Raw genomic sequence first — 15777 nt, forward strand, 5'->3', positions numbered from 1 at the left:
GAGGGAAAGCTACGCTCTCGGACTTACGAGAATTTTCACCTGATTTTTTTCCTTCAGCAGGGCTTCAAAGCCTTTTTCCACGACATCGTCGAGCTTGATGCGCTGGGTAACCAGCTTCTCGGCAGGGAAGAAGCCTTTTTCCATCAGCTTGATGACGGCTGGGAAAACATTGCGGTAGCCGATGATCCCTGTCATGCTGCGCTCCTTCATGACGATGTGGTTCGGTTTGATTGGCGCTTCTCTTTCGAAGATGCTGACAATCATGATTTGACCGGCGATTTTTGTAGACTCGATCGCTTGTGTGAGCACAGGAGGAACCCCTGTCACTTCAAAAGCGATATCCGCACCGCCGCCTGTCCGTTTGTGAATCTCCGAAACGACGTCGTATTCTTTCGGGTCGATGACGATCGCACCGAGCTCTTCTGCTTTTTGCTTGCGCTCTGGGGAAAGCTCGACTGCGTAAATTTCGGACGCGCCGGAAGCCTTCAATGCTTCGATCACCAAAAGGCCAATCGGACCTGTACCGAAGACGACAGCTTTATCGCCGACCTTCAGCTGGCTGGAGCGTACTGCGTAAAGGGCAACAGCGGATGGTTCAACCAGAGCGCCTTGCTCATAGGAGACGCTGTCCGGAATTTTATGGACCATGTGTTCATCGCAAGCCACGTATTCGGAGAAGCCTCCGCCACCGCCTGCCAAACCGAGGAAGCCCATTTTTTCGCACAGATTGTATTTGCCTTGCTGGCAAGCCGGGCATGTCCCGCACGCAAAAACAGGCTCAACGACGACGCGGTCGCCTACCTGGATGGAAGTGACACCCTCACCGATCTCCACGACCTGCCCAGAAAATTCATGCCCCATCACGATCGGTGCTTTTTCGTTCGTCAGTGGGTGAGCGGTCCCCTCGGGAATGAAGATCGGGCCAGCTACGTATTCGTGCAGGTCGCTGCCGCAAATGCCGCACCATTCCACGCGGATTTTTACTTTTCCTGTAAGCGCTTGAGGTTCTGAAATCGTTTCCAAGCGCAAGTCTTTTAGGCCGTGCCATCTGAGTGCTTTCATATCAGCCATCTCCTTGGTGGTTTCTAATAAGAAAATGAAATCAGAGAAATAGAATCGGAAACGTTTCCGAAATTAATATGTCATAACTTTGCTACCTTGTCAATTCGATTTGTGGATAACGAGGGGGGCAAAGTATCGAAGCCATCGTGCTGTTTCGGCGATGGAGCAGCAGGCACGAGAAGTGGCTCGGTGCTTGGCTCGCTGCGTCTGTCAGGCATTTGAATGTGGTATAATAGGGAGAAAAAGTGGACGATGTTTCGTCAGACCGAAAACGATTCCAAAATGGAAAGGAACACTCTCTCTTGACCACAAAGAAGAAAGTAACGATAGAGGATGTAGCGAAGCGGGCGGGGGTAGGGATTGCCACCGTTTCACGCGCCATTAATGACAGCGGGGGCATCAGTCAAAAGACCAAAGCCATGATCCTGCAGGTGATTGAGGAAATGGGCTTTACGCCCAATACGTCCGCGCAGAGCTTGAAGGTGAGGCAGACTCACCAAATCGCGTTGGCGGTGCCGGATATCCGCAACGCGATCATCCCGGAAATCGCTTGGTCCGTGGAGCAGACAGCCAAGCAGCACGGCTACCGCGTCGTGCAGATCAACACAGCCGGCAACGCCCGGGCGGAGCTGGAGATTGTGCGCGAAGTCAAAAAGCTGCATGTGGACGGACTGATCATCATGCCGCTCGCGTATCCGAAAACCTTGGTGGATTTGATCAACAAGACGACGGTTCCTGTGTCGATTATCAATTACGGAAAAAAGCTGGATGACAACGTCAAGGCGGATATTGTCAGCCTTGCAAGCCAGGAAGGCCGGCTCGTCATGGAGCATCTGATCAAGATCGGACGGACAAGGATCGCCTACGCAGGAGCGCCGAAAAACAAAATCGAGGAACGGTACTTCGCCTATGAGCAGTCTTTGCCACAGGTCGATCCGTCCCTCGTCTACTTTGGGGAAGATTTTTCGTTTGAGACGGGCTTGCGTGCTGCCGATTACTTTTACAGCTTGAAGCATATGCCCGACGCCATTTATGCCGTAAACGACATGGTGGCCATCGGGATCGTGAATCGGTTCAAGGAGCTGGGAGTTCGAGTACCTGAGGATGTGGCCGTTGTCGGGATTGACAACAACCTATGGACAGCGGTAACAAGCCCGCAGATCAGCTCTGTTTCCATTATGGGGGATGAAGTAGCTCGACTTGCCACCGAGCTGCTGATGAAGCGGCTTCGCGAGCACGGAGCGGGCGAGTATGAACGCGTACAGTTCGAGCCGCGGCTGATTGTGCGGGAATCGAGCGTGGCAGTCATTCGCCAGTCCCCTGCAAGCATGTAGTGGAAAGAGGGAAGTATCCTTACTTTCCTCTTTCCCAAGCTTCGGCGAGCAGTTCTCCGTTAATAGCCACAGCAGCCATAGAGCCGAGGGCGGCAGCAAAGATCAACTGGTATTTGTCTGACGCCGAATCACCTGCACTGTAAATACCGGGCACGCTTGTCTTGCCGAGGGCATCGACGACAATGGTGCCTGCGTCGGTGATCTGGCAGCCCATTTTTTGTGGCAGGTCTGAGCCGGTTGCAAGCTTGGGGGCAAAGAAGATCCCTGTGCAGGGGATTTCGGTACCGTCTTCCAGCAGCACGTGCTTCACCATTCCATCCTGTGATTCAATTCGCTGGATCGGAGCGGAAAAGACAGGAACGCCATGCTGTCTGAGGTCTTCTCGTTCCTCTTCTGTCCATTCATCGTCTCCATGGGTGCAAAGGGTAAAGTGATCGGTCCAGCCTGCTATCGTTTTTGCCAGATGCAGCGCTCGAGAACCTTTTGCAATGAGCACGAGCGGCTGATCACGCAGCTCCCAGCCATCACAATACGGGCAGACAAAGGCGCTTTTTCCATATACCTCGGACAATCCATCTATGTCTTGTGGAAGGTCTTTCATGCCGACTGCAAAAAGCAGTTTCTTGCTGTGAAAGTCCACACCTTGTGCAGTCGTAACAGTAAAATCGCCATCGGAACCAGCTGCTGCGACGACCTGCTCATCCACAAATTGGACGGAAGGATAAGCAGCAATTTCTTCCCTCGCCATTCGCCGAAATTCGCCTGGCTCGATTCCGTCGCGCGTCAGAAAGCCGTGAGACTCCCGTGTTACCCGATTCCGCGGCAGCCCCGCATCGATTACTGCTACACGTTTCCTTGCTCTTCCCAAGACAAGCGCCGCGCTCATGCCAGCAGGTCCGCCTCCAATAATGACAACGTCCATTTTCTTCTGCTCATTCATAATTAATCAACGCCTTTCTGGATCGTTAATATCCATAATGAAAGCACAAGAAGATCATGCCTTCTTGTTTCCAGCCCGGCTCCCTCTCTGTGCCGCTGCGTCCAATACACCCTGAATCGTATGCTGCTCCAAATAGCTATGCAAATGCATTTCGGCGCCGATCATCACTTTCTTGACCAAGCATTCCTCGCTGTCCATATCGTAGATGGCATCGGGAGTGGATTCTTCCCCGTGAAAGCACTCGTACAAATGCTGTCTGCCTTCGACGACCTGGATGACATCGAGAAACGTGATTCGATCAGCTGACCTGGCCAGCTCATAGCCGCCACTCGCACCGGTTACGGCACGAACGATGCCATCCTGGCGTAGCTTGGACATGATTTTGGATAAATAGCTTTCCGAGACGACGAGTGCAGCTGACAGCTCCTTGATCCCGACGTACTGACCAGAATCTTTTTGAGCCAGGTGGATGAGGGCATGCAGGGCATAGCCTGTGCTTTTGGTGTATTGCATGAGAGAGGCCGCCTTTCGTTATCGTACAAATTTCATTATGGATCGTTAATATCCATAATAGAGGATCCGCACCCATTTATCAAGTCCCTCCTAACCTTTCCATGGAATTCCACCATTGCCCTATAGGAGAAAGCAAGCATTTGGGAGAGAGCCGCAATATGCTATGGAATGACGATTCGTCGATAGTCTATCTCGCCCGATACCAATGGGAAGGGAGTGCATAGGTGGTGAACACACAATCTTGTATCAAGGCTCCCTGCTCGGGGACAAAGCCTTGTCAGAAACAGCCGAAGCAAAAGCCCAAGAAGAAGCCACAGAGCTGCCCGCAGCAATGCACCCAGCAAACGACCGCCCTATTAAATCAGCAAAAAGCGAAGCTGAACAAAAACCTGAAGCGTCTGAAAAAGCGTATCAAACGAAGGATCAAGGATCGGGAAAAGCAGCTGAGAAAACGACTCAAAAAGCGTCTGAAAAAACGGGAGCGAAAATTGCGGAAGGAAATCAACAGACGCATTGCGAAATTGCTGAGAAACCAGGAAAATGCGAGCTGTGCCTATGCGCTGTATGAGATGTTCGGAAACCGCACTGTGCAAATCCAGACGGTCACAGGGAACACGATCATTGGAACCATCAAGGCTCCGCTGTCTCCTGAGCTGGTCCAGGTGAGCACGGCGACGGGCATAGTGGCGGTTCCTTGCAGCAGTATTAGCTCGATCTCGATTATTTCTTAGATTGAACGATATTCAACCTTGTTGATCGGCTTTTCGTTAATCGCTATAATCAAAGATGAACAAGTGGAGAAGGGGATGTTTGTCATCGATCTGACCAAAATTGGGAAACGCATTCGCCAGGCGCGCTTGAGCCAGGGCTTCACCCAGCAAGAGCTAGCGGACAAATGCGGATTTACCAAGAGCCTTTTATCAAAAATTGAAAACGGACAAACAGCTTCTGCCGTGGCGACCTTGTCAAAAATAGCGATTCATTTGAAAACGCCGCTCGCATGGTTCCTAGAAGAAGACCGAAACGATTACCTCGTATTGTCTCCGCAAGGGCAACGTACATCCAAACTGGGAAGCAAGGAAATGGGCTATTTGTACGAAACGCTGGCCAATCGCTCTCGCTTTAGCAAAATCGAACCTGTCCTGGTCACGGTTCCTGTCGATATGCCGACGACCGAGCCGTTTACCCATCCGGAAGAAGAGTTCATCTATATTGTGAGTGGGACGATTATTTTATATTACGACGGCGACAAGCATATTCTCGAGGAAGGCGATACGGCGTACTTTGCCGGAAGCAAGCCACACATCTTCCTGCCGTACGGGGATGAGGAAGCCAAGGTGCTAAGCGTGTTTATCCAGCCATCCTCCTGATCGATAGGGGCAGTAAAAATAGCGTCCTACCAAAGAAAAGTACAGCCAAAAGACAAGGCTGTGCTTTTTTGGTCGTTAGGCTAATATGAATGAATAAGCTTGACAATTCTGTTAATTCAAAATACTATGAGCTTAGGTGATAATTGGATCCAATATACAGGATTCAATATATGCGCATCTTTGGATCTCTTATCGCGAAGAAAAAGGCATGTCTGGAGGTGGTTCATCAAGAGAGCAGATCTAGTGAAGGGAAAAGGAATGGAAATCACTTTTCAAGGAGATGAACGTTCATGTCAAAACCGAAATTGTTCGTTCTAGATACTGGCAGAATGCAAATGGACAAAGGCTTTATGGTCTCGATGTACAATCCGGCATCTGTGCTCAACCCGAATCCTCCTGCTGAGTTTATTGAATTTCCAGTCTATGCTGTCTTGATTGACCACCCCGATGGAAAGATTCTTTTTGATACCGGCTGCAACCCGGAAGGCATGGGGGAAAAAGGACGCTGGCCACAAGGGGTTCAGCAGCTGTTCCCACTGGCGATGTCCGAGGAATGCTACCTGATCAACCGTCTCGCGCAGCTGAAAGTGCGTCCGGAAGATATCAAATACGTCGTTGCTTCTCATCTGCATCTCGATCATGCGGGCTGCCTGGAGATGTTTACGAATGCGACGATCATCGTCCACGAGCATGAGCTGGCGAACACGATGAAAACGTATGCTATCAATAAAGACATGGGTGCTTACGTTTGGGCGGATATCGATGCGTGGGTGAGGAACGGCTTGAACTGGAAGACGATCCGCCCGAAAGACGAGGAAATTCAGCTCGTCGATGGCATCAAAATTCTCAACTTCGGTGCAGGTCACGCATGGGGAATGCTCGGCTTGCACGTAGAGCTGCCAGGAGCAGGCGGAATCATTTTGGCTTCAGATGCCGTGTACTCTGCTGAAAATTACGGCCCACCTATTAAAATACCAGGAATTATCTACGACTCTGTCGGCTTTACGAGTACCGTAGAGCGCATCAAGGCGTATGCCGAGCGGACGAACTCACAGGTCTGGTTCGGTCACGACAACGACCAGTTCAAGAAGTTTATCAAATCGACAGAAGGCTTCTACGAGTAATTCCATGGAAAAAGGAGGGCTGGGCATGAAAGGGAAAGTAGCTGTCATGAGTGAGCCAGGCAAGCTGTCGTTTGCGGAGTACGGTTTGCCAGACCCAGGAGCAGGTGCCGTTTTGGTAAAGGTGATCCGAACCAATGTGTGCGGTTCAGAGCTACATATTTGGCAAGGTCATCACCCTACGAAAAAATCCGGCGTAATGGGACACGAGATGGTTGGGGAAATCGCAGCGCTTGGTGAAGGTGTAGTCACGGACTATGCAGGCAATCCCGTTCAGATTGGAGATCGTGTCGCAGCAGCGTATTTCATTACGTGCCGTAAGTGTGCGCCTTGCCAGCAGGGGCAAATGAATTTGTGTGAAAACGCTTACAAGCATTGGGTAAAGGATCCAGAGGAAGCACCGCATTTCCATGGTACATTTGGCACGCACTACTATTTGCCGCCAGATCAGTACTTCTACAAAGTGCCTGACAACGTTCCGGATTCGGCTGCAGCGAGTGCCAACTGCGCGCTTTCCCAAGTGTATTTCGGGATCGACAAGACAGGAGTGCGCTGCGGCGATACTGTCGTGATTCAGGGAGCAGGCGGATTGGGATTGAATGCCAGTGCGGTAGCAAAAGAGTACGGAGCGACAGTGATCGTCATCGACTCTGTGACGAGCCGTCTGGAAAAAGCCAGACAATTCGGCGCTGATCACGTCGTTCATATGGGGGAGTACGACACGGTAGAAAAACGGGTAAAAGCCGTGCAGGAGCTGACAGGTGGAAAAGGGGCAGATGTCTGCATGGAGCTGACAGGCGTCCCAGCCGCTCTGAACGAGGGTGTGAATCTGCTTCGCTACGGCGGCAAATACATCAGCATAGGCAACATCTCGCCGGGCCAGATGACTCCGTTTGATCCAGGTCTGATGACGCGCAAAGCCCTGACGATATACTCCTACATGCGCTATAACCCTTGGTACCTGAACAAGGCTTTGCAATTTATTTCGAAAAACATCGAGAAATATCCTTTCGATGAACTGCTCGATGCGGAGTTTGATCTCGAGGATGTCAACATTGCCCTCGACAAATCGGCGGCACGGGAAATCACGCGTGCGACGATCGTAGCCAACAGATAGATCAACCAGGGAGGGGACGAGAGAGGAAATGAATCAATTGCAAACGAAACTGCAGATGTACATTGGCGGAGTCTGGGCAGACAGCGCATCCGGCGATGTCATTACCACGATAAATCCGGCAACCAATGAGGCATTGGCTACTTTTCCACGGGGGAATCAGGACGATGTGGATCGGGCGGTCAAAGCAGCGCGGGCGACCTTTGAGTCGAACGAATGGCGCGAGATTTTGCCTGCTGAGCGGGGGCGGATGCTGCTGCGCCTGTGCCAGCTCATTCGCGAGCAAAAGGACGAACTGGCTCATCTGGAGACGCTGGATACAGGAAAGCCACTGGCACAGGCTCTAGCAGATGTAGAAGTAGCGGCGCGCTATTGCGAGTACTACGCAGGGGCTGCCGACAAGATTTTGGGCGAGACGATTCCGATCCGCTCCGATATCTTGAACTACACCATCCGCGAGCCACTGGGAGTCACGGCACACATCGTACCGTGGAACTATCCGATTCAGATTGCGGTGCGCAGTCTGGCTCCAGCGGTTGCAGCAGGTAACACGGTGGTCATGAAGCCGGCTGAGGATACCCCTATGACGGCACTGCGTATTGCTGATTTGTGTGAAAAGGCTGGCTTTCCAGCGGGTGTCGTCAATATTGTAACCGGTTACGGAGCGGAGGCAGGTGCCGCTCTGGCTGCCCATCCTGATATTGACCATATCACTTTTACGGGCTCGGTCGTGACGGGGATGACGATCATGAAAACGGCCGCCCAGCAAATCAAGCCGGTGACGCTGGAGCTTGGCGGAAAATCGCCGAATATCGTGTTTGCGGACGCGGATTTGGATGAGGCCGCTCATTGGGTCGTGCGTTCCATCACGCAAAATGCGGGCCAGACTTGCTCGGCGGGGTCCAGACTTTTGGTAGAGGAATCCATTCGCGAGGAGTTCGTAGCGAAGGTAGCTTCGCTGATGTCTGCGCTACGAATCGGCCAAGGCCTGGAAAATGCGGAAATCGGACCGATCATCTCCGAGAAGCAGCTCACGAGAATCGAGTCATACATGCAGGTGGCACAGGAGGATGGAGCGATCATCCGCACAGGGGGGCGGCGACACACAGAGGCAGGAGACGGCTTCTTTTTCCAGCCGACTGTCATCGATGGAGTCAAACCCGAAGGCAGACTGGCGCAAGAGGAGATTTTCGGACCGGTCCTCGTCGTGCTGCCGTTTACGACAAAAGAAGAAGCACTCGCCATTGCAAATGGTACCGAATACGGCTTGGTCACAGGCGTCTGGACGTCGGACATCCACAAGGCGCATTGGCTTGCCAGCCGCGTGAAGTCCGGTCAAGTCTTCATCAATAACTACGGCGCCGGCGGTGGGGTCGAGATGACGTTTGGCGGCTATCGCAAGAGCGGCTTTGGCCGAGAAAAAGGTCTCGAAGCACTGAAGTACTACACCCAGGTGAAGAACGTAGCGATCAAAGTAAATGGATAAACGAGTCTACCCCTCGTTGGAAGACGGGGGGTTTGACCTTACAAGCATTGGATCCAAAATACAATATCCTGACACAGAATACAGATAGAGGTGATAGGGATGCGCCCATTGGATGGGATCACAGTCGTCGCATTGGAGCAGGCAGTTGCCGCCCCTTTTGCGACCCGCCAACTAGCGGAGCTGGGAGCGAGAGTAATCAAGATTGAACGGCCAAAGGTGGGAGATTTTGCTCGCCACTACGATACGACAGTGAATGGGATGTCGAGTCATTTTGTGTGGTGCAATCATTCCAAGGAATCGCTGACCTTGAATGTCAAAGAACCGGAAGCCAAGGAAATACTCGACCAGCTATTGGCGAAGGCAGACGTTTTTATCCAGAATTTTGGACCTGGGGCAATCGACCGCCTGGGATTTGGCATCGACGTATTAAAGGAGAAGTACCCGCAGCTGATTATTTGCAGCATTTCTGGCTATGGCGAAAACGGGCCTTATCGTGAGAAGAAAGCGTATGATCTGCTTGTTCAATGTGAGGCGGGCCTTGTCTCGGTGACAGGCTCGGAGGAAGTGCCATCCAAGGTAGGAATCTCTGTTGCGGATATTGCTGCCGGGATGTACGCGTACAGCGGCATCTTGTCAGCATTGATCGCGCGCTCGAGGACAGGAAAAGGAAGCGTGCTGGAAATCTCCATGCTTGAGGCATTGGGCGAATGGATGGGGTTTCCACTTTACTATACGAATTACAGCGGAAACGAGCCCAAGCGAAACGGAGCGAGTCACGCGACGATTTATCCTTACGGGCCGTTTCGCACCGGGAATGACAAAACCGTTTTTCTCGCGATCCAGAACGAGCGGGAGTGGGAGATGTTTTGCAATCAGGTACTCCAGCAGCCGGGAAGATCTGATGATGCGAGATTCGCGACTAACTCGGATCGCTTGCAAAACAAAGCCGTGCTGCAGGGCATCATCGATGAAGTCTTTTTGCAGCTGACAGCAGAAGAGGTCATTGCCCGTCTGGAGCAGGCCAAGATCGCCAACGCTCGACTGAATACCGTGCAGGACTTTTGGGAACACCCGCAGCTGAAGGCGCGAAATCGTTGGCGTCAGGTGGAGACTCCGGCAGGCCCTGTCCAAAGCTTGCTTCCCCCGGTCACGATGGAGGGCGTGGAGCCATGCATGGGACCGATCCCGGCGCTTGGGCAGCACAACGAGAAGATTTTGCTGGAGTGCGGCTTTGATGCCCAGACGATCCGCAAGTGGCAAGAGGCAGGTGTCGTGTAGATGAGAAGCGCCCGCACATGGATGTTTGTACCCGGTTCAGATGCGAGGAAGCTGGAGAAAGCAGCGCAATCACCTGTGGACGCCATTATTTACGATTTGGAGGATGCCGTCGCACGAGAAGAAAAGGCGATGGCGCGAGACTTGGTAAAAGTCGAGCTGCAAAAGCCATCCTCTCCGGACACGCCCGCTCGTTTCGTGAGAGTGAATGCGATGGATACCCCTTACTGCGAGCAAGATGTGAAAGCATGCCTTGCTGCAAAGCTGTGTGGGATCGTCCTGCCGAAAGCAGAGGAAACGGATGCGATTGCCAGGCTGGATGCATGGCTGAGTGAATGGGAGTCATCCGAAGCGAGCGACGGTCGAAGGGGACAGCAGCGGGAATCCCTGGAAATCGTGCCGCTGATCGAGTCTGCACGCGGGCTGCATCACGCCTATGAGATTGCCAGGTCGAGCAAGCGAGTACAGAGGCTGATGTTCGGCTCGATCGATTTTGCACTGGATATATCCGCTGAGCTGACAGCGGATGGGCTGGAGCTGCTCTACGCGCGATCGCAGCTGGTCGTCGTGTCTCGCGCAGCCGGAATCGGTGCACCGATTGATGCCGTTTACCCTCGTTTCCGTGATCTAGAAGGGTTGATTCGCGAAACGCAGCGCGCCAAGCAGCTCGGCTTCGGGGGAAAGCTGCTCATTCATCCCAGTCAAATCGCAGCGATAAGGGATGTATTTTCTCCCAGCCGCGAAGAGCTTGGAGAAGCCGAAAGCATCGTCGCAGCCTATGAAGCAGCGGTGGCTTCGGGGATTGGCAGTATCCAGTTAGGCGGAAAAATGGTAGATCTGCCTGTGTATGAACGGGCAAAAAGAATCGTCGACGAGGCGCGAAAGAGAAAGCTGTCCCTACATTCCAACCAAGGAGAAGAGCGATGAGCGTAAGCAAAGAGTTCGCCCGTTATGTGACTGGTTTGACATTTGCGCAGTTACCATCAGAAGTAGTGGCCTTTACGAAAACCTGCATACTGGATTGGCTGGGCTCTGCATACGCAGGGGCCAAGAAGCCGCCTGTTCAAATGATGGCGCAGGTAGCAGCTGAACTCGGGGGAGCCGAGCAAGCCACGCTTATGACAGGCGGCAGGTCTTCCGTGACTCATGCTGCTCTGGTCAACGGAGCGGCGAGCCATATCGTAGAGCTGGATGATATTCATAAAGCATCCATCATCCATGCAGGGACAGTGGTGATCCCAGCGGCGCTCGCTGTAGCACAGTGGCAGCAAAAAAGCGGGGAGGAGCTGATCGAGGCGATTGTAGCAGGCTACGAGGTGTGCTATCGCATCGGTGAGGCGGTTTCGCCGTCGCATTACTATTTCTGGCATAACACGGCTACGTGCGGCACGTTTGGAGCGGCGGTGGCAGCAGGTAAGCTGCTGGGGCTGGATGAAGAACAGCTGGTGCACACTTTGGGGAGCGCTGGGACACAGGCAGCTGGCCTTTGGGAGTTTATCGAGGATGGGGCGATGTCCAAGCAGCTTCACCCGGGGAAAGCAGCGATGAACGGCATTCTGGCAGCGCTTTTGGCGCAGAAGGGCTTTACGGCAGCCAGCAAAATACTGGAGGGCAACCGCGGCTTTGTCCGCGCCATGTCACAGGAGGCAAACGCCGAGCAGATGACGCAGGGGCTAGGCTCTACGTACAAGATCATGGAGAATTCCTTTAAAATTCACGCTTCCTGTCGGCATACGCACCATGCGATTGATTTGATCCTCGAGATGATCGCTCAGCATGCCATTTCGTGGAGAGAAGTGGAAAGAGTCCGCGTCCAGACATATCAGGTCGCACTGACGATTACAGACAATCCGAATCCCGCGAGTGTCTATGCCGCCAAATTCAGTTTGCAGTATTGTACAGCCCTCGCATTAGTAAAGGGAAGTGCGGGTCTGCGCGACTTTTCCGAGGAAGCCCTCTACGATCCAGCCATCCGCAAAGTGATGAGTCGTGTGGAAGTTGCCGTCGATCCTATCATGGATGCGCGCTATCCCGAGACCTGGGAGGCGACTGTTGAGCTGACCTTCACGGACGGAACGACTTTGAAAAAGCATACCGAGTACCCCAAGGGAGATCCGGAAAATCCGGTTTCGCACGATGATATCGTTCAGAAATTTCTGGCGCTCAGTGTTGACCTGCCACAGGATAGCATTCTGCACGATTTGCAGATGGTCGAACGGCTGGAGCAAGTCCCTGATGTGGCGCTTCTCTTTGCACAGGGGAGGGGATGGGTGTGAGCTCGAGCAAAGCGCTTCCTGTTTCAACCCCGTTGCTTCAAAAACATTTTCTTCTCTCGCGGCTGCATTCACTGGCAGGAATCGTGCCGCTTGGGGCTTTCTTGATCGAGCATCTGTATTCCAATGCGGTCGCACTACAAGGAGCTTTCGCCTATGACAAGCAGGTGGCGACGCTGCAAGGCATCCCGTTTGTATGGCTACTGGAAATTTTCTTGATATTGCTTCCCTTGCTCTATCACGCTGGCTACGGAATCTATGTGTCGCTTCTTTCAAGCCCAAATACCCGCACCTATGGATACGGAAGCAACTGGCGCTTTCTACTGCAGCGGGTAAGCGGCATCGTGACCCTCTTGTTCGTGGTCTACCACGTCTGGAGCTTCCGGCTAAAGAGCGCCTTTTTTGGTACAGAGGTAGATTTTCACGCTGTTTCTGCGCATTTGCTCAATCCGTGGATTTTTGCTTTCTACGTCCTGGGCGTTCTTTCTGTGACGTTCCATTTTACCAACGGCCTGTGGTCGGGACTCATCACGTGGGGGATCACGACAGGACCGCGTGCCCAGCAGATTTCAGGGAGGATTCTGCTGGTGCTGTTCGCATTGCTCAGTGTTGTTGGCTTGGGGAGTATGCTTGCATTTGTGTAGCGAGCACCCTCGCCTTTGTTTCACGCATTTATTCGTGGGCAGGCTCGGGATGGCAGAATGAGCCCTCCTTGTACTTGCCTGTCTACTGCGACGAGAAGAAGGATGTGAGAGAGATGAAAAAGGAAGATATCCTCGTAATTGGAGGCGGGCTGGCCGGCTTGATGGCAGCGATCCAGATCGCGGAAAAAGGGGGGCGCGTCAAGCTGTTTTCCCTTGTACCTGTCCGCAGGTCCCACTCTGTCTGTGCCCAAGGCGGGATCAACGGTGCCGTCAATACAAAAGGCGAGGGGGACTCGACCTGGGAGCATTTCGATGACACGATTTATGGCGGCGATTTTCTGGCAGACCAGCCTCCTGTGAAAGCGATGTGCGAGGCTGCACCCGAGATCATCTACCTGTTTGACCGGATGGGTGTGCAGTTTAACCGGACGGTGGAAGGGCAGATCGATTTTCGCAGGCTGGGCGGAGCGAAGTATTCGCGGACGGCTTTTGCCGGAGCGACGACGGGACAGCAGCTGCTGTATGCCCTCGATGAACAGGTCAGGCGGTACGAAGCGGAGGGCTTGATCGAGAAATACGAGTATTGGGAGTTTTTGTCCCTCATTTTGGATGACGAGCCGCGTTGCCGAGGGATTGTGGCACAGGATCTGCGGTCGATGGAAATTCGCCATTTTCGCGCGAATGCCGTGATATTGGCGGCAGGCGGCATCGGCTACATTTTCCGCAAAAGCACCAATTCCGTGATCAATACAGGGAGTGTGCACAGCATCGCCTACCAGCAAGGCGTGCATTACGCCAATCCCGAGTTCATCCAGATCCACCCGACCGCGATTCCAGGAGACGACAAGCTGCGGCTGATGTCGGAGTCGGCGAGGGGAGAGGGCGGACGGCTGTGGGTGTATCGGGACGGCAAGCCTTGGTATTTCCTCGAGGAAAAATACCCGGCCTACGGGAATCTCGTACCACGCGACATCGCCACCCGCGAGATTTTTCACGTCTGTGTCGATCTGAAGCTGGGAATCAACGGAGAAAACACGGTCTACCTGGATATCTCTCATCTCCCGACGAAGCAGCTGGATGAAAAGCTGGGAGGGATTCTGGACATCTATGAAAAATTTGTGGGGGATGACCCGCGCAAAGTCCCGATGCATATTTTCCCTGCGATGCACTACTCGATGGGCGGTCTTGCGGTCGATTACAGCCAGATGACCAATATCCAAGGGGTGTTTGCTTGCGGAGAGTGCGACCACCAATACCACGGCGCCAATCGACTGGGGGCCAACTCGCTCGTTTCCGCGGTTTACGGCGGGATGGTCGCAGGTCCGGCCGCTTTGCGCTATGTCTCTGGCCTCGCGAGCAGTGCAGAGGATTTGTCCTCGCATTTTTATGAGAGGGAGCAAAAGAGACAGGAGGAAGCTTTTGCAAAGCTCATTCGGATGGATGGACCGGAAAATCCGTACCAGCTGCATGTGGAGATGAGCGACTGGATGGTGGAGCACGTGACAGTCGTCCGCTACAACGATCGTTTGGATAAGACGGACGAGAAGCTGCAGGAGCTGCTGGAGAGGTGGCAGCGGATCGGTGTCGACGATACTTCTTTCTACCAGAACAGGACTGCTGCCTTTACGCGCCAGCTGCAAAACATGCTGCAGCTCGCACGCGTCATCACACTCGGGGCACGTAATCGCAACGAAAGCCGGGGCGCTCACTACAAGCCGGAATTTCCGGAGCGAGATGATGCCAAGTGGCTGAAAACGACATTGGCGACACATACCGCAGAGGGGCCGATTTTTCACTACAAAGACGTAGACATCTCTCATATTCAACCGCGAGCGCGAAGATATGACGTGGTCAAAGAAGTAGAGCCTGCGAAAGAGCAGGAGGGGATCATCCGATGACAGAGAAGCTCATTCGCATCAAGGTCAAACGGCAGGACGCTGCTGATCAGGTGCCGTACTGGGAGGAGTTCGACGTCCCGTACCGCAAAAATATGAATGTCATCTCGGCCCTCATGGAAATTCAGCGCAATCCTGTACGTGTAGATGGTGTGCGTGTACGCTCCGTATTTTGGGAGTACAATTGCCTGGAAGAGGTGTGTGGGGCTTGCAGCATGCGGATCAACGGCAAGGTACGTCAAGCCTGCTCTGCCCTGATTGACCGTCTGCAGCAGCCGATTGTACTCGAGCCGATGAGTACATTTCCCGTGGAGAAGGATTTGATTGTCAATCGTCAAATCATGTTTGATAGCCTGAAAAAAATCAAAGGCTGGATCGCAATCGACGGTACCTATCCGCTGGGAGCCGGTCCGCGCATTGCGCCAGATGAGCAGCAGGAAGCCTACAAATACGCGACGTGCATGACATGCGGCTGCTGTCTGGAGGCTTGTCCGAACGTCAATGACCACTCGCCTTATCTGGGGCCGCAAGCGATGGCACAGGCCAAGTACTTTAACAGCCATCCGATCGGCAAGATGATGGCAAAGGAGCGCCTCGAAGCTGTCATTAGCAACGCAGGTATCGCAAGCTGCGGCAATTCACAAAACTGTGTGCAGGTATGTCCAAAGGAAATCCCGTTGACGACAGCACTTGCCGAGCTGAATCGGGATGCAAACCGCTTCATGCTGCGAAAGCTTTTGAAAGGGTGAC

General features: G+C 53.2%; 15 protein-coding genes. 12 read left to right on the forward strand and 3 right to left on the reverse strand.

Annotation, left to right across the window (positions count from 1 at the left end):
- Nucleotides 1-9 precede the first annotated feature (9 nt).
- Nucleotides 10-1062 carry a 2,3-butanediol dehydrogenase gene (locus EDM55_RS07110; protein WP_092266034.1) on the reverse strand — a complete coding sequence of 351 codons (1053 nt, stop codon included), beginning with the start codon at nt 1060-1062 and terminating at the stop codon, nt 10-12.
- Nucleotides 1063-1364: 302 nt separating this feature from the next.
- Here EDM55_RS07110 and EDM55_RS07115 point away from each other — a divergent pair, with 302 nt between their 5' ends.
- The gene (locus EDM55_RS07115; protein ID WP_122960047.1) at nt 1365-2396 is read left to right on the forward strand and encodes a LacI family DNA-binding transcriptional regulator; all 1032 of its coding nucleotides are present in this window, start codon (nt 1365-1367) and stop codon (nt 2394-2396) included.
- Between the two features lie 19 nt (nt 2397-2415).
- On the opposite strand, the gene EDM55_RS07120 is transcribed toward EDM55_RS07115, so the two are convergent.
- Together EDM55_RS07120 and EDM55_RS07125 are read right to left on the reverse strand one after the other, a co-directional pair.
- Nucleotides 2416-3336: an NAD(P)/FAD-dependent oxidoreductase gene (locus tag EDM55_RS07120; protein ID WP_122959952.1), complete on the reverse strand. Its 921-nt coding sequence runs from the start codon at nt 3334-3336 to the stop codon at nt 2416-2418.
- A gap of 54 nt (nt 3337-3390) precedes the next feature.
- Nucleotides 3391-3849, reverse strand: a complete 459-nt coding sequence (locus EDM55_RS07125) for an RrF2 family transcriptional regulator (protein WP_122959953.1) — start codon at nt 3847-3849, stop codon at nt 3391-3393.
- A gap of 227 nt (nt 3850-4076) precedes the next feature.
- Between EDM55_RS07125 and EDM55_RS07130 the strand changes: the two genes are divergently transcribed.
- The 11 genes from EDM55_RS07130 (at nt 4077) to sdhB (ending at nt 15776) form a co-directional block, all read left to right on the forward strand.
- Nucleotides 4077-4580, forward strand: coding sequence for a hypothetical protein (locus EDM55_RS07130; RefSeq protein WP_122959954.1), 504 nt, complete (start codon nt 4077-4079; stop codon nt 4578-4580).
- 75 nt (nt 4581-4655) lie between these two features.
- A complete protein-coding gene (locus EDM55_RS07135; protein ID WP_092266026.1) occupies nt 4656-5219 on the forward strand; it encodes a helix-turn-helix domain-containing protein in 564 nt (187 codons plus the stop codon).
- 290 nt (nt 5220-5509) lie between these two features.
- Nucleotides 5510-6343 (forward strand): AhlS family quorum-quenching N-acyl homoserine lactonase, encoded by an 834-nt coding sequence (gene ahlS / locus EDM55_RS07140; RefSeq protein WP_092266025.1) that lies wholly within the window; start codon nt 5510-5512, stop codon nt 6341-6343.
- Between the two features lie 25 nt (nt 6344-6368).
- Entirely contained in the window at nt 6369-7457 is a 1089-nt protein-coding gene (locus EDM55_RS07145; protein ID WP_122959955.1) for a zinc-binding dehydrogenase, read from the forward strand.
- A 28-nt stretch (nt 7458-7485) separates the two neighbouring features.
- Nucleotides 7486-8940, forward strand: a complete 1455-nt coding sequence (locus tag EDM55_RS07150; RefSeq protein WP_092266023.1) for an aldehyde dehydrogenase family protein — start codon at nt 7486-7488, stop codon at nt 8938-8940.
- A 99-nt stretch (nt 8941-9039) separates the two neighbouring features.
- Nucleotides 9040-10218, forward strand: a complete 1179-nt coding sequence (locus EDM55_RS07155; RefSeq protein WP_092266022.1) for a CaiB/BaiF CoA transferase family protein — start codon at nt 9040-9042, stop codon at nt 10216-10218.
- Nucleotides 10219-11142 carry an HpcH/HpaI aldolase/citrate lyase family protein gene (locus EDM55_RS07160; protein ID WP_122959956.1) on the forward strand — a complete coding sequence of 308 codons (924 nt, stop codon included), beginning with the start codon at nt 10219-10221 and terminating at the stop codon, nt 11140-11142.
- The gene (locus EDM55_RS07165; RefSeq protein ID WP_092266020.1) at nt 11139-12491 is read left to right on the forward strand and encodes an MmgE/PrpD family protein; all 1353 of its coding nucleotides are present in this window, start codon (nt 11139-11141) and stop codon (nt 12489-12491) included. Before EDM55_RS07160 ends, EDM55_RS07165 begins: the two co-directional genes overlap by 4 nt.
- Nucleotides 12488-13132, forward strand: coding sequence for a succinate dehydrogenase/fumarate reductase transmembrane subunit (locus tag EDM55_RS07170; RefSeq protein WP_246070967.1), 645 nt, complete (start codon nt 12488-12490; stop codon nt 13130-13132). Before EDM55_RS07165 ends, EDM55_RS07170 begins: the two co-directional genes overlap by 4 nt.
- Nucleotides 13133-13245: 113 nt before the next feature.
- On the forward strand, nt 13246-15030 hold the full coding sequence (gene sdhA, locus EDM55_RS07175) for a succinate dehydrogenase flavoprotein subunit (protein WP_122959957.1): 1785 nt from the start codon (nt 13246-13248) through the stop codon (nt 15028-15030).
- Nucleotides 15027-15776, forward strand: a complete 750-nt coding sequence (sdhB, locus tag EDM55_RS07180) for a succinate dehydrogenase iron-sulfur subunit (protein ID WP_122959958.1) — start codon at nt 15027-15029, stop codon at nt 15774-15776. The genes sdhA and sdhB overlap by 4 nt, the downstream gene beginning before the upstream one ends.
- The last annotated feature ends 1 nt before the right edge of the window (nt 15777 follow it).

Source organism: Brevibacillus centrosporus (genome assembly GCF_003710815.1).
Taxonomy (GTDB): Bacteria; Bacillota; Bacilli; order Brevibacillales; family Brevibacillaceae; genus Brevibacillus; species Brevibacillus centrosporus.

What these genes read in the sequence shown, in the direction of transcription:
- EDM55_RS07110 (WP_092266034.1), bottom strand. Translation starts at nt 1,062, where the DNA reads ATGAAAGCACTCAGATGGCACGGCCTAAAAGACTTGCGCTTGGAAACG.
- EDM55_RS07120 (WP_122959952.1), bottom strand. Translation starts at nt 3,336, where the DNA reads ATGAATGAGCAGAAGAAAATGGACGTTGTCATTATTGGAGGCGGACCT.
- EDM55_RS07125 (WP_122959953.1), bottom strand. Translation starts at nt 3,849, where the DNA reads ATGCAATACACCAAAAGCACAGGCTATGCCCTGCATGCCCTCATCCAC.
- EDM55_RS07135 (WP_092266026.1), top strand. Translation starts at nt 4,656, where the DNA reads ATGTTTGTCATCGATCTGACCAAAATTGGGAAACGCATTCGCCAGGCG.
- ahlS (WP_092266025.1), top strand. Translation starts at nt 5,510, where the DNA reads ATGTCAAAACCGAAATTGTTCGTTCTAGATACTGGCAGAATGCAAATG.
- EDM55_RS07145 (WP_122959955.1), top strand. Translation starts at nt 6,369, where the DNA reads ATGAAAGGGAAAGTAGCTGTCATGAGTGAGCCAGGCAAGCTGTCGTTT.
- EDM55_RS07150 (WP_092266023.1), top strand. Translation starts at nt 7,486, where the DNA reads ATGAATCAATTGCAAACGAAACTGCAGATGTACATTGGCGGAGTCTGG.
- EDM55_RS07155 (WP_092266022.1), top strand. Translation starts at nt 9,040, where the DNA reads ATGCGCCCATTGGATGGGATCACAGTCGTCGCATTGGAGCAGGCAGTT.
- EDM55_RS07160 (WP_122959956.1), top strand. Translation starts at nt 10,219, where the DNA reads ATGAGAAGCGCCCGCACATGGATGTTTGTACCCGGTTCAGATGCGAGG.
- EDM55_RS07165 (WP_092266020.1), top strand. Translation starts at nt 11,139, where the DNA reads ATGAGCGTAAGCAAAGAGTTCGCCCGTTATGTGACTGGTTTGACATTT.
- sdhA (WP_122959957.1), top strand. Translation starts at nt 13,246, where the DNA reads ATGAAAAAGGAAGATATCCTCGTAATTGGAGGCGGGCTGGCCGGCTTG.
- sdhB (WP_122959958.1), top strand. Translation starts at nt 15,027, where the DNA reads ATGACAGAGAAGCTCATTCGCATCAAGGTCAAACGGCAGGACGCTGCT.